Origin of the sequence: Haemophilus sp. UMB1048 (assembly GCF_030218125.1) — a bacterium.
Taxonomy (GTDB): domain Bacteria; phylum Pseudomonadota; class Gammaproteobacteria; order Enterobacterales; family Pasteurellaceae; genus Haemophilus_D.
Map to the genome: position 1 here is coordinate 202,761 of NZ_JASOPB010000002.1, position 14,392 is coordinate 217,152.

Annotated in this window: 13 protein-coding genes; 6 read left to right on the plus strand and 7 right to left on the minus strand. The window is 38.5% G+C overall.

The features are described from left to right. Positions 1 to 9 precede the first annotated feature (9 nt). From QP437_RS02710 to QP437_RS02735, 6 genes are all read right to left on the minus strand, one after another. A complete protein-coding gene (locus QP437_RS02710; RefSeq protein ID WP_336620758.1) occupies positions 10 to 840 on the minus strand; it encodes a DUF2806 domain-containing protein in 831 nt (276 codons plus the stop codon). A gap of 119 nt (positions 841 to 959) precedes the next feature. Then, the gene (gene nrdA / locus QP437_RS02715; RefSeq protein ID WP_285266868.1) at positions 960 to 3,230 is read right to left on the minus strand and encodes a class 1a ribonucleoside-diphosphate reductase subunit alpha; all 2,271 of its coding nucleotides are present in this window, start codon (positions 3,228 to 3,230) and stop codon (positions 960 to 962) included. Positions 3,231 to 3,506: 276 nt separating this feature from the next. Next, positions 3,507 to 4,088 (minus strand): division/outer membrane stress-associated lipid-binding lipoprotein, encoded by a 582-nt coding sequence (gene dolP, locus QP437_RS02720; protein WP_285266869.1) that lies wholly within the window; start codon positions 4,086 to 4,088, stop codon positions 3,507 to 3,509. Between the two features lie 90 nt (positions 4,089 to 4,178). Beyond that, complete coding sequence (locus QP437_RS02725) at positions 4,179 to 4,763, minus strand: SIS domain-containing protein (protein ID WP_285266870.1); 585 nt, start codon at positions 4,761 to 4,763, stop codon at positions 4,179 to 4,181. Positions 4,764 to 4,775: 12 nt separating this feature from the next. Further along, entirely contained in the window at positions 4,776 to 5,135 is a 360-nt protein-coding gene (locus tag QP437_RS02730; RefSeq protein WP_049357528.1) for a YraN family protein, read from the minus strand. 3 nt (positions 5,136 to 5,138) lie between these two features. After that, complete coding sequence (locus QP437_RS02735; protein WP_285266871.1) at positions 5,139 to 6,860, minus strand: penicillin-binding protein activator; 1,722 nt, start codon at positions 6,858 to 6,860, stop codon at positions 5,139 to 5,141. A 69-nt stretch (positions 6,861 to 6,929) separates the two neighbouring features. Between QP437_RS02735 and rsmI the strand changes: the two genes are divergently transcribed. The 6 genes from rsmI (at position 6,930) to QP437_RS02765 (ending at position 13,980) form a co-directional block, all read left to right on the plus strand. After that, on the plus strand, positions 6,930 to 7,778 hold the full coding sequence (gene rsmI / locus QP437_RS02740) for a 16S rRNA (cytidine(1402)-2'-O)-methyltransferase (protein ID WP_285266872.1): 849 nt from the start codon (positions 6,930 to 6,932) through the stop codon (positions 7,776 to 7,778). A gap of 81 nt (positions 7,779 to 7,859) precedes the next feature. Further along, positions 7,860 to 9,308, plus strand: coding sequence for a metalloprotease TldD (tldD, locus tag QP437_RS02745; RefSeq protein ID WP_285266873.1), 1,449 nt, complete (start codon positions 7,860 to 7,862; stop codon positions 9,306 to 9,308). Positions 9,309 to 9,615: 307 nt separating this feature from the next. Continuing rightward, complete coding sequence (pntA, locus tag QP437_RS02750; RefSeq protein WP_005696308.1) at positions 9,616 to 11,157, plus strand: Re/Si-specific NAD(P)(+) transhydrogenase subunit alpha; 1,542 nt, start codon at positions 9,616 to 9,618, stop codon at positions 11,155 to 11,157. Positions 11,158 to 11,167: 10 nt separating this feature from the next. Next, a complete protein-coding gene (gene pntB / locus QP437_RS02755; RefSeq protein ID WP_285266874.1) occupies positions 11,168 to 12,547 on the plus strand; it encodes a Re/Si-specific NAD(P)(+) transhydrogenase subunit beta in 1,380 nt (459 codons plus the stop codon). Between the two features lie 149 nt (positions 12,548 to 12,696). After that, positions 12,697 to 13,062, plus strand: coding sequence for a hypothetical protein (locus QP437_RS02760; protein ID WP_197553591.1), 366 nt, complete (start codon positions 12,697 to 12,699; stop codon positions 13,060 to 13,062). A 78-nt stretch (positions 13,063 to 13,140) separates the two neighbouring features. Further along, positions 13,141 to 13,980: a hypothetical protein gene (locus tag QP437_RS02765; protein WP_070775293.1), complete on the plus strand. Its 840-nt coding sequence runs from the start codon at positions 13,141 to 13,143 to the stop codon at positions 13,978 to 13,980. A gap of 102 nt (positions 13,981 to 14,082) precedes the next feature. On the opposite strand, the gene yedF is transcribed toward QP437_RS02765, so the two are convergent. Next, entirely contained in the window at positions 14,083 to 14,352 is a 270-nt protein-coding gene (yedF, locus tag QP437_RS02770; protein WP_005696304.1) for a sulfurtransferase-like selenium metabolism protein YedF, read from the minus strand. Positions 14,353 to 14,392 lie beyond the last annotated feature (40 nt).

The window sequence follows — 14,392 nt, forward strand, 5'->3', positions numbered from 1 at the left end:
GATTTCATCCTAAGTAATGATTGTTTCTCTTTTATTTAATAATGTAACTTTTGCAGAAGAATATTTTTCTTCAAAATATTTTTTTATGGATTTGAAATATTCTAAATTCTCTTCAAAATCTATGATTTTTAGTAGGCTTTTACCTGCTTCAGAGAAAATATAACATCTTTCTAAAAATTCAAATGGCTCATTATTAGTTTCAACTATAAAAGTATAATCTCTTGATTCAATTCTCATTGGAGTATTTAAAGAGACTTGATAAGAAATTTCTGGAGGTAAGCTAGATACTTGTGTTACTAATCCAATATCTTGCAGAGTAGCCCAATTTGCATAAGTTAATGTTTTTGACTCAGATATTGAGTCTATTATAAAAATAAGGTTAGCACTACTAAAAGAAATACTAACAGCTTTTAAAAATAACTCCGCATCTTCTTGAGTTAAATTTTTAAGAATATCTAGAGTTCTATAAGAAAAAGTTCCTTTATTTTTTATTTCACCAGCTAAAATTTTTCCCCATAAGGAATATGCATGTTGATTAGAAAAGCGAGATGCTTTTTCTTGCCAGTCTTGTAACCAATCATCCTCAGGCAATACAATATTTTCAGAATTTAAGTCGGAAGACTTAAATTCTTTAACTCCCTCCACAAGAGAATACATAATATTTTGTTGCTTTTTAAGTTGTTCTATTTGGTGCTTTAAAGTAGCTATTTCAGTAATTATTTGACTACGTTCATTTTTTTCTAAGGTAAGATCTAACTTTTCACGTAATTTTTCTGCATTATATTCTGCATAAACTTTAGCTTCTTCTAATTCAATTAATTCTTCTTTCTTTAATTGAATTTCTGTTCTACCTTATTGCTAATAATAATTTTTTATTATTAGATACTCCAAATTCCCAAAGCTTTTTTACAAGAAATGCAGCCACTCCACTTCCACTCATTGTATTAAACCTTACTTTATTAAATCTTACACGCCCCGCCTGCACAGCCATCATCTAAATCTTCTTGGCTGTCTTCAGCACCATCACGGGTATTTTGATAGTAAAGGGTTTTTAAGCCGTATTTGTAAGCGGTTAAAAGATCTTTTAACAACACTTTCATCGGTACTTTACCGTCTTCAAAACGTTTTGGATCGTAGTTGGTGTTGGCAGAGATCGCTTGATCCACGAATTTTTGCATAATACCCACTAAGTGTAAGTAACCATCATTGCTTGGGATATCCCAAAGTAATTCGTAGTTGTCGCTTAAGTTCTCATAATCTGGTACGACTTGTTTTAAGATACCATCTTTTGACGCTTTAATACTTACATGACCACGTGGTGGTTCAATACCGTTTGTTGCGTTAGAAATCTGTGAAGAGGTTTCTGACGGCATTAATGCGGTTAAGGTTGAGTTGCGTAAACCAAACTCTTTGATTTCGTGACGTAACGTTTCCCAATCATAATGCAATGGTTCTTGCGTTAAGCTATCAATATCTTTCTTATACGTATCGATTGGTAAAATACCTTTTGCGTAATTGGTTTCATTGAAGTACTCACATGCACCTAATTCTTTTGCTAAGTTCATGGATGCTTTTAATAGATAGTATTGAATCGCTTCAAACGTACGGTGAGTTAAATCGTTTGCTGAACCATCAGAATAACGCACACCATTTTTCGCTAAATAATACGCATAGTTAATTACACCGATACCAAGTGAACGACGACCTAATGAAGAGCGTTTCGCTGCAGGAACAGGGTAGTCTTGGTAATCAAGTAATGCATCTAATGCACGTACTGCAAGATCTGCTAGGTTCTCTAACTCATCTAAATTATCTAATTTACCTAAGTTAAACGCTGAAAGTGTGCAGAGGGCAATTTCACCATTTTCATCATGGAAATGTTGTAATGGTTTAGTTGGCAATGCAATTTCTAAACATAAGTTAGATTGACGCACCGGTGCAACAAGTGGATCAAACGGTGAGTGAGTATTACAGTGATCCACGTTTTGGATATAAATACGACCGGTTGATGCACGTTCTTGCATTAATAAAGAGAATAACTCAACGGCTTTTACAGAACGTTTGCGGATATTTGGATCCTGTTCGTATTTCACGTAAAGTTCTTCAAATTTATCTTGATCAGCAAAGAAAGCTTCATAAAGTCCAGGTACGTCTGAAGGGCTGAATAAAGTAATGTCTTCGCCTTTAATTAAGCGTTGATACATTAATTTGTTTAACTGTACGCCGTAGTCCATATGACGAACACGGTTATCTTCCACACCACGGTTATTTTTCAATACTAATAAGCTTTCAACTTCTAAGTGCCAAATCGGGTAGTAAACTGTCGCCGCACCACCACGTACGCCACCTTGTGAACAAGATTTGACGGCACTTTGGAAGTGTTTATAGAATGGAATACAGCCCGTATGGAATGCTTCACCACCACGAATTGGGCTACCTAACGCACGAATAGCACCGGCATTTACCCCGATACCTGCACGTTGTGAAACGTATTTCACGATTGCTGCAGAGGTAGCGTTGATAGAGTCTAAGCTATCACCACATTCAATCAATACACAAGAGCTGAATTGACGCGTAGGCGTACGAACCCCCGCCATGATAGGCGTAGGTAAAGAAATCTTAAAGGTTGAGGTCGCATCGTAGAAACGACGAATGTAATCCAAACGGGTTTCTTGCGGATATTTTGAGAACAAACTTGCTGCAACTAATAAATAAAGGAATTGTGCAGATTCATAGATTTCACCGGTTACACGGTTTTGAACTAAGTATTTTCCTTCTAATTGTTTTACTGCGGCATAAGAAAAGGTCATATCACGCCAGTGATCAATAAACCCATCCATTTCATCCCATTCCTCACGAGTATAGTCGGCTAAAAGTGCAGGATCGTATTTGCCCATGCGCACTAATTTCTTTACATGATCGTATAAACGAGGCGGATCAAAATGGCCATACGCTTTTTTGCGTAAATGGAAAACTGCAAGACGTGCAGCAAGATATTGATAATCAGGGGTATCTTTACTAATTAGGTCTGCTGCTGCTTTAATAATCGTTTCGTGAATATCAGAGGTACGAATACCTTCATAGAATTGAATATGAGAACGCAATTCAACTTGAGAAACAGACACGTTTTCTAAGCCTTCAGCTGCCCAAGTAATTACGCGGTGAATTTTGTCTAAATTGATTTGTTCAAGCGTACCATCGCGCTTTGTAACCATTAATCCTTTGTTCATGGAAGATAAAACCTGCTAGAGAGATGACTTTAAAAAAACACAATATATAGTGTTATAAAAAATAACAATGCACAAGATAGAGTGTTTTAAAATTGAATTCAAGCGGTAAATTTTTTACTTACATTATTGACAAAAGATAAGTCATTTAAAATAAATAACTTTTTTTCGAAGTGATGTTTTTTTAGGCAGGATCTTTTTTGTAAATCTTTTGTAAAGAAAAAAGTGCGGTTAAAAACGAGATGATTTTTGACCGCACTTTAAGAGTTAAAAAATTAATTAATTCAAATATTTAAATACTTTGACAACTTTTTGAACACCAGTAACTTTACTTGCAATTTCTGCAGCTGAATCAGCTTGTGATTGAGTGAGGTTTCCGAGTAAGAATACTTCACCATTTTCGGTAATCACTTTCACATCTGTTGCTTTTACATTATCGCCTACGAAAAGTTTAGATTTAATTTGTGTTGTAATCCAACTGTCTTTTGTAATTTGTCCAAAAGTAATTTTTGGCCCAACACGTAATTCATTGTATACGTCGTTTACACCTTCTACACCTTTTGCAAGACTAGTTGCGGTTTCTTTTACAGTTCCATTAGGAACTTGACCAATTAACAGCACGCGACCACTGTAAGAAACAGCATTAACACGACCTTCTGATTTAATTTGTGCATCTTTATCTAATGCGTGTCCAACTTTTAATTCTAGGGTTTCATCATCTATCTGAGTACCCATTGTTCGAGGATCTGTCGCGACTTTTGCGCCCGCAGCAGCGCCACCAACAACCGCAGCAGCACAGCCTTGTAATATAATTGATGTGCCAAGTATGAAGGCTAATTTTTTAAATTGGGTTAGTTTCATATTAATAATCTCCTTATTTATTAAAATGAGTTGGGTCAACTAATTTGTCAATTAGTCTAAGAAACACTCTAGTTAGAAAATCTTTTAATGTCAAGCTCTTGGGAAAAGTGTGCTATCAACAAGCTCACAAAGTGCGTTAATGACGAATAAATGATTTTCTAAAATACGTGTTTCTTTATTGGCTGGAATGGAGATCTCTAAATCTGTTTCAGCCAATACACCTTGAATAGCATCATTATTTGAACCCGTTAAAGCAATCACCTGAATTTCTTTATTAACTGCATTGGAAATCGTATTTAGCACGGTTTTTTCTGTTCCTAAAGGGGCAAAGGCGAGCAATAAATCACCGGGTTTAGCGATAGCGTTAAATTGATATTGATAAAGTAGATCGGTTGGTTGATCAAAAACCAGTGAAGAACCGACCGCACTTTCAAGGCTAAGCAGTACAGAAGGCAGACTAGGGCGCTCAAAATCATAGCGATTAAGCAGATTTGATACTAAAAATTGGGCATTAGCGTAAGAACGAGATACTCCACAAGCAATGACTTTATTACCACTCAGTAAACATTGCATCACCATTTGTGCGGCGGTGGCAATATTTTCTGATAGTAGGCTAGAAGCAGAAATTTGAATCTGAATACTTTCGCTATAAATATCTTTGACTTTTTGTAACATAATTAGAAACGATTAATCGAGGAAATTAGGAAACCATTGAATATCGCTGGTCGTTTTACCAAAGGCTATAAGATCAAAACGGCAATCTGCATCTTCAAGACTTAGATCGTGTTTAGCAAGCCATAAATTTGCGGCATTTAGCCATTTTTGTTGCTTTTGCCAATCCACACTTTCAACAGCGGATCCAAATGTCGAACTAGATCGTTGACGTACCTCAACAAAAACGATCGTTTGACCGTCTTGCATAATAAGATCCAATTCACCGCATTTGAAATATTGATTCGCAGCGATGAATTTGAGACCTTTGGTTTCTAAGAAAAGGCGGGCTTGATGTTCAAAGCCCGCCCCTTGTTGACGTTTTAATGAAAACATGGATTAGTTTGCAACCGGCACCACGTTACTATCTTGTACTTGATACCAAGTCATATCACGATCCACATTACAGTTTGGACCTGCGCTAAGCTGACCGGTTAAACCGCTTAGTGTGTAGCCTGGCACTTGGCGTAATTCATTAAAGTGGTTGATGAGCAACCAAGCATCGGCACCCATTGCATATAAACGCATTAATTGGAATTCGCCACCAGTTGAACTTGCCACTTTTTGATATTGTGAAGAATCTGTTTCTTTAAAGAATGGAATATCACTAAATTGAACGCCATTCATTTTTACATAGTATTCCGCAGTATTGCTTGCCGCATTTGAACGAGAACTTGCATAAATGCGAACATTCGGATTGCTTGTATCTAAATAACCTTTAATTTCCGCTAATTCATCTGGCGATGACACAACATAAAGTCCAGCTGTATCTTGTGAAGCACCTTGGAAGAAGTAGGTAATATCAGCTGGTAAGTTATAGTAGCGAATATTCGCATCTGTACCCGCTAAACGTTGCCAACGTACGTTGAACGCATTCCCCACACGTTGTCCTAAATCATTTTGTGGCATGGCAACGATTGGGTTACGAATACCGTCTTTCCACATTTTGTTTGCTGCAGATTCCGCTTCATCTTCTGGTGATAAACCGTAATAGCACACTTGGTTAATCGCACGTGCATTTGGTGTTGCATTTAAGGCTAACACATCCATACCTTGCACTTCTGCAGGGTTTGAAATAATGGCATCTACGTTTTGTTTGAGCAATGGTCCTACTAACGCTTTAATACCTGAAGCTTTTGCCTGTGCAATAATCTCATTAATTGGAGTCGTAGAGGAGTCAAATACTTGCACTGGAATAGTTGAATCGCCTTTTGCTTCATTAAAACCTGATTGAATGGTTGAGCCTAAAATTTGACCATCACCACTTAAAGGTAACACTAAACCAATTTGTGCCACATTAGTTTGTTGGAAATTCAACATACTTTGTAATTCTTTCGGGAATAAGATTGCAGCTGCATGATTTGGATAAGCCGATTTCCAGCTTTGTAACGCTTGGCTTAATTGCACTGGCTGACGAATGTTATCGTTATATGCTTTGATTAATGTGAGCCAGCCACCTAATGCAACACTGCCTTCATCTGATGCATTATTAATGACACCTGTATTGGCTGAACGCAATAAAGCCCAAGTTTTATCTACATTATCTTGACGGCGTTGTACATCCGTTAAGTTTTCATCCATTTTGATGCGTGCTTTCACCGCTTCAATCACGTCTTTACGATTTTCTGCAGTTTGAGCAAAAGTTTCGTAATAACGAGATTTTTGTGATGGACTTAATTTCGTGAGATCAAGCGCACGTAATTTACTTTCAGCCATCTCATTAGCGCCTTTCGCCGCAGCGATACGTGCTTCAACTAAAGTACGGTCTAATTGTTGCGCTTCGTTTAAGTCAACCAATTCATTTAATAACTCTTCGGCTTGTGGCACTTTATTTTCAGTAATTAATACACGTGCGGCTAAAAGTTTGTAAGTTTGTTGATCTTCTTTATCTTGTGCTTGTCCTAATTTGTTCATATAAAATTCAGAACTTGCATTGGCATCACGTTGTAATGTTTGGGTAAAGCTGCTGCCAAATAAGTTAGAACAACCCGCTAATGCAATAGACAATAAAATCGGCATTAAACGTTTTTTAAAACGACCGCCTTGTAATAGAATAGACATATTCGCTCCATAATGAATAAATCAATAATGGTCGATCTTACTTATCTCACAATATAAAAGCAAACAAAAATGAATGATTTAACCGGAATTTTATATATTGTCGCCACGCCAATCGGGAATTTACAAGATATTACACAACGTGCTTTAGAGACCTTTTCACAAGTGGATTTAATTGCTGCGGAAGACACGCGCCACAGTGGTTTATTGCTCAGTCATTATGGTATCAAAAAGCCTTTTTTCGCCTTGCATGATCACAACGAGCAAGAAAAAGCTCATGTGTTGGTAGAAAAGCTAAAACAAGGCACTAATATTGCATTAATTTCTGATGCAGGAACGCCCTTAATTAGCGATCCGGGTTTTCATTTAGTGCGTCAATGTCGTGAGGCAGGCATTAAAGTGGTGCCATTACCGGGCGCTTGTGCTGCGATTACTGCATTATGTGCATCGGGCATTGCGTCAGACCGTTTTTGCTTTGAAGGTTTTTTACCCGCCAAAACCAAGGCGCGTAAAGATAAGTTAGAAAATGTCGCGGAAGAAGACCGCACTTTAATCTTCTATGAATCAACCCACCGCATTTTAGATACCCTTGCCGATATGCAAGATGTATTAGGGGGTGATCGTTATGTTGTGCTTGCCCGTGAAATTACGAAAACATGGGAAACCATTGCAGGGGATAAATTAAGTAGTCTTCGTCAATGGTTAAGTGAAGATCCGAATCGCACAAAAGGTGAGATGGTGTTAATCGTGGAAGGCAAACCCAAATCAGAAGATAGCGAAGAATTTTCACCACAAGCAATTAAAGCACTCACTTTGATAGCTAAAGAATTACCTTTAAAAAAAGCCTCGGCGATTGTGGCAGAACTTTATGGTTATAAGAAAAATGCCTTATACCAATTTGGATTGGATAATTTAGATTAGTCAAAAAACTATCTCCCTCTTTAGCAAAGAGGAGCTAGGGGAGATTTGGCAGAATTAATTTTTATAAATTTCGGAGAACAAATGTTAAAACAGGTTTCAGATACCTTACTTGCACCAAGCAATTTATCGCATCAATCATTGCTTAATATTTTTGATGTGATGTCGCATCGTAATATTGACTATGCGGATCTTTATTTCCAATTAAGCCAAGATGAAAGCTGGGTATTAGAAGATAGTATTATTAAAGAAGGTGGCTTTCATATTGATTGCGGTGTTGGTGTACGCGCAGTTTCTGGAGAGAAAACAGGCTTTGCGTATTCCGATCAAATTAATTTAGCGTCATTACAACAATGTGCAGAGGCCGTAAAAGGTATTGCACAAATTAAAGAAGGCAATTTAATTTCGCCTCAAGCATTTAATGCGGTGAATGCGGTTCAGCGTTATGCGGCAATTAACCCGTTAGAAAGTTTAAGTAAAGAGAAAAAGATCGAGTTATTACACTTAGTGGATCGTACTGCGCGATCTGAAGATCCTCGTGTTACACATGTTTCTGCAGCATTAAGTTCGATTTATGAGGAAGTGTTAATAGTCGCAACAGATGGCACACTTGCCGCAGATATTCGTCCGCTTGTGCGCTTATCCATTTCTGTTCTTGTTGAAGAAGATGGTAAACGTGAGCGGGGCAGTTGTGGTTCAGGTGGACGCTTTGGCTTAGATTGGTTCTTTGAAGTAGTAAACGGGGACATTCGTGCCGTTAATTTTGCCAAAGAAGCGGTTCGTCAAGCCCTTGTGAATTTAAGTGCGGTCGCTGCGCCAGCAGGATTAATGCCTGTAGTATTAGGGGCTGGCTGGCCTGGCGTGTTACTTCATGAAGCAGTGGGACACGGTTTAGAAGGGGATTTCAACCGTAAAGAAAGTTCTTTATTTACAGGAAAAATTGGTGAGTTAGTGACGTCACCATTATGTACAATTGTGGATGACGGCACATTACAAAATCGCCGAGGTTCTTTAACCATTGATGATGAAGGTGTGCCAAGTCAGTGTAACGTTTTAATTAAAGACGGGATTTTGCAAGGCTATATGCAAGATAAACTCAACGCTCGATTAATGGGTGTGAAACCAACAGGGAATGGTCGCCGTGAGTCTTATGCGCATTTGCCAATGCCGAGAATGACGAATACCTATATGTTAGCGGGTCAAAGCAAATTTGAAGATTTAGTGGCTTCAGTAGATCGCGGTATTTATGCACCGCACTTTGGTGGTGGGCAAGTGGATATTACCTCAGGTAAATTTGTGTTCTCAACTTCTGAAGCTTATTTGATCGAGAAAGGTAAAATCACTAAACCCGTTAAAGGTGCAACGTTGATTGGTAGCGGTATTGATGTGATGCAAAAAGTTTCTATGGTTGCAGATGAAACTGATTTGGATCTTGGTATCGGTGTATGCGGCAAAGATGGCCAAAGCGTGCCGGTCGGCGTTGGTCAGCCAGCCTTGAAAATAGATGAAATCACCGTTGGTGGAACCAATTAAACATAAGCCCGATAATCATATTGGGCTTTTTATTTCCTTCGTATCTAAGTGCGGTCCGTTTTTCATCTATTTTTGATTAATCAGTTTCTGATGAATAATCATTGCGTTAGGCTAAAAGTTAAACACCCTATGCGTTTATCTCGATTCTTTTATGATCCCTATCACAATATCTTGTAAAACCAGTTAAAAAAATTCCCCAAATAACCCTAATAAGTGATACATTTACCGTCGCATGACTTTTTGTCATTTAAGAGACAGGGACAGGCGTGAGTTTGTCTGAAATTTCATCAACCAGAGGGAAACATTTATGTTAATTGGTGTACCTAGAGAACTGCTTGAGAGTGAAAATCGTGTGGCGGCGACGCCAAAAACGGTTCAGCAGATCTTAAAACTGGGCTTTGACGTCATCGTAGAACACGATGCGGGATTCAAAGCAAGTTTTGAAGACCAAGCATTTATCGACGCCGGCGCAAAAATTGGCTCAAGTTCAGAAGTGTGGCATTCGGATGTGATTTTTAAAGTGAATCCACCAACGGATGCAGAAATTGATCAAATGAAGGAAGGTGCAACACTTGTGAGCTTCATTTGGCGCGCACAAAATCCGGATTTAATGAAAAAACTCACGTCGAAAAAAATTAATGTATTAGCGATGGATTCTGTGCCGCGTATTTCCCGTGCGCAAGCGCTTGATGCATTAAGCTCTATGGCGAATATTTCTGGTTATCGTGCGGTGATTGAAGCAGCTCATGAATTTGGTAGTTTCTTCACTGGACAAATTACCGCAGCAGGTAAAGTACCACCGGCAAAAGTGTTAGTCATTGGTGCGGGTGTTGCAGGTCTTGCGGCGATTGGTGCAGCGAATAGCCTTGGTGCGATTGTACGTGCTTTTGACTCTCGTCCTGAAGTAAAAGAACAAGTACAAAGTATGGGCGCGTCTTTCTTAGAAATTGATTTCAAAGAGGAAGGCGGTAGTGGCGATGGTTACGCGAAAGTGATGTCAGAAGAATTTAACCGTCGTGCGATGGAGCTTTATGCGGAACAAGCGAAAGAAGTGGATATCATTATTACCACTGCAGCGATTCCAGGTAAACCAGCCCCTCGCTTGATCACGAAAGAAATGGTTGATTCCATGAAACCAGGTTCTGTGGTGGTGGATCTAGCGGCTGCAACAGGCGGTAACTGTGCTTACACTGAAGCAGGAAAAGTCGTCACCACTGAAAACCAAGTGAAAATCATTGGTTACACCGATTTCCCAAGTCGTTTACCAACACAATCTTCCCAACTTTACGGCACAAACTTAGTTAATTTATTAAAACTACTTTGTAAAGAAAAAGACGGCAAGATCAATATCGATTTTGAAGATGTGGTATTACGCGGTGTGACTGTGGTACGTGATGGTGAAGAAATTCCACCAGCGCAAATCCAAGTGTCAGCACAACCAAAACAAGAAGCGAAAGCGGCACAAAGTGCGGTTAAAAAAGAGGAAGAAAAACCAGCTGATCCTCGCATCAAATACGGTGTGATGGCGGGTGTAGGTGTGTTATTCCTCTGGCTTGCATCTGTGGCGCCAGCGGCATTCCTTTCTCACTTCACTGTATTCGTATTGGCTTGTGTAGTTGGTTACTATGTGGTTTGGAACGTTAGCCACGCTTTACACACCCCACTTATGGCGGTAACCAATGCGATTTCAGGTATCATCATTGTGGGTGCATTACTGCAAATTAGACAACCAACAGGCAACTTCTTCATTGATGCATTAGCCTTTGTGGCAATCTTGGTGGCAAGCATCAACATCTTTGGTGGTTTCCGTGTAACTCAACGTATGTTGGCGATGTTTAGAAAAGGTTAAGGAGAAGACGATGTCTGAAGGTTTAGTACAAGCAGCCTATATTATCGCTGCATTACTTTTCATTATGAGCTTAGCCGGTCTTTCTAAACACGAAACGGCAAAAGCCGGTTGCTGGTATGGTATTGTCGGTATGACAATTGCCCTTGTTGCAACCATTTTCGGCCCACAATCTGAAGGTACACTATGGATCATTATTGCGATGATCATCGGTGGCGTGATTGGTGTTCAACGTGCATTAAAAGTTGAAATGACTGAAATGCCTGAACTTGTTGCGATCCTTCACAGCTTTGTAGGTTTAGCAGCAGTGCTCGTAGGCTTTAACAGTTACGGTTTAACAAACGAAACTGATCCTGTGTTAATGAATATCCATAACGTTGAAGTATTCTTAGGGATCTTCATCGGTGCGGTAACATTCACGGGTTCTATCGTGGCATTTGGCAAATTAAGCGGCAAAATCAATTCAAAAGCGTTAATGTTGCCACATCGCCATAAATTAAATTTAGCGGCGTTAGTAGTTTCTGCTTTATTGATGGTGGCATTCTTAAACAACCCAGATAATATCTTCCCAGTGTTACTCATGACCGCGATTGCACTTGCATTCGGCTGGCACTTAGTGGCATCTATCGGTGGTGCGGATATGCCGGTTGTGGTTTCAATGCTTAACTCATACTCTGGTTGGGCAGCGGCTGCAGCAGGTTTCATGCTAAGCAATGACTTGCTTATCGTCACCGGTGCATTAGTGGGTTCTTCTGGTGCGATTCTTTCTTACATTATGTGTAAAGCGATGAACCGCTCATTTATCAGCGTTATCGCTGGTGGTTTTGGTAATGATGTTCAAGTATCTTCTGATGAAGAACAAGGCGAATACCGTGAAACAACCGCAGAAGAAGTGGCTGAATTACTCAAAAATGCAAGCTCTGTGATCATCACGCCAGGATATGGTATGGCGGTAGCACAAGCGCAATATCCAGTCGCAGAACTTACGGCGAAATTGCGTGAACGTGGTATTAACGTACGTTTTGGTATTCACCCTGTTGCAGGTCGTTTACCGGGTCATATGAACGTACTTTTAGCGGAAGCGAAAGTGCCTTATGACATCGTGCTTGAAATGGATGAAATCAATGATGATTTCGCGGATACCGATGTAGTATTGGTTATCGGTGCAAACGACACCGTAAACCCTGCTGCAATGGAAGATCCAAACAGCCCAATCGCCGGTATGCCGGTGTTAGAAGTATGGAAAGCACAAAACGTTATCGTATTCAAACGCTCTATGGCGGTAGGTTACGCAGGCGTTCAAAACCCATTATTCTTCAAAGAAAACACTCAAATGCTCTTTGGTGATGCAAAAGAACGTGTTGATGACATTCTTACAGCATTAAACAAATAAGCAAAAAACTGACGTAAAACTAACCGCACTTTGAGAAATTAAAGTGCGGTTTTTTTGTATGTTTTTAAGTGCGTATATGATTAAATAACCGAACTTTAAGAAGTAATACACTAACTTCCCAAAATCAAAATAGGCGAGGGAGCTATAAAATGAGATTTATATTACTACTATTATTATCTCTAACTTTGTTTGGTTGTTCTTTTGGCGGATTTAAGCCAGCACCACAATATTATCATTGGCGTTTGCGTAATGCAGATGCATTATTCCCTGAATCAGATCCTAATGTTTTAACTAAATATGTTGATAGAAAAGAAAAAGATATGAAGGATTGCGGTATGGATTTTGTTACCGGTGAAAGTGTTAATCCAGAAGTGAATCTTTGTTTAGAGAAAAAAGGTTGGTATCTAGAAGGCGGTCCGGTTTGTGAAGAAAGACTAATGTGGGATAGTCCAATATGTACCCAATGGCGAAAAAAACACAGCAAGCCTGATGCTAAGCCTTGGGGTAAGTATTAGGTATCACAACTTTCGTTTATTGAATTTTTCTTGTAATTATTTAGAATCATTCAGTATTTAATTTTTAAAGAGAATTTTATGAATAAATCCTTATTTTTCTTATTGCTTTTTTCTTTTTCAACTTCTGCTTTCGCATTATTTCCAATTGAGAATGACTGGACAAAACATCATTTGCAAGGAAAAGTGAAATCAATTAAATCCAAGGATGAAGGTAATTCAGCCTTGCCCGATAATGGGACAGTAAGTTATCTAGATAGATTTTATAACGAACAAGGCTTTTTGATAAAAGAAAAGGAACAGGGCGTTCTTTTTGATAAAGAAAAGATCACAATTCGTTACTATAAGTATGATGATCAGAATCGATTATTAGAAATTCAAGATGACAATGTAACTGAAACTAATCCAGAGCTCAAAACCTTTAGCAAATTTTATCGTTATTTAGAAAATCAGGATGGTAGTGGTGTGGTGCAGTTTGTGGAATATAAAGACACACCAGATTTTTCATCCTCATATAAAGAACATTTTTATGATAAAGCGGGTACTTTGCTCAAAACTCAAGAGTATGATGTAGAGAATAAAACAACATCAGATATAAAAAAATACGACTATGAGAATGGTAAACTGAGCAAAATATGTCGTATTGAAGATAATGTAGAAAAAGATTGCGATATTTATCATTACGAAAATGATGGTTCATTTACCGAATCTTTAAACGTTTTTATCAATAGTGTGAAAAATTCTTTTGATAAAAATCATCGCTTATTAAAAAGTGAAATGTTTAGCGTTGGAATACGCATCAACTGGATAACCGTATCATACCAATTTGATAAACATGGCAATGTTATTGAAGAGATAATCTATAACAAAGATGGTGTATGGAAAACGAAAAAGACTTATCAATATGAATATTATGAATAGGCTTCAATGTAAGCGCTGACAGTAAAAATGGGGTTGTTTTTTATTAGATGTGTCTTGCTAAAAAATACAAAAGTGCGGCCAAATTTGACCGCACTTTTTACATTAACGTTGAATCAAATAGCGTAATTTGGTGCCATCTTGTTCTACGCTTAATAGTGTGTAACCGTGGTTTTTAGTATCAACAGGAATGTTGTTGATAGATTGAGCACAGTCACTTAATAGCTCTAAAATTTCGCCTTTTTGTAATTGTGGCATGGTTTCGAGCATTACGATCGCTGGATACGGGCAAGGTTCACCTAGCGTATCTAACGTGTAATCTGGGGTGATGTCTTTTGGATCTTTATCTAATTTTTGAACAACGGTAAATGCCATAATAATGTCCTCTTTTTTTGAATGAATTCGTTAATATTTA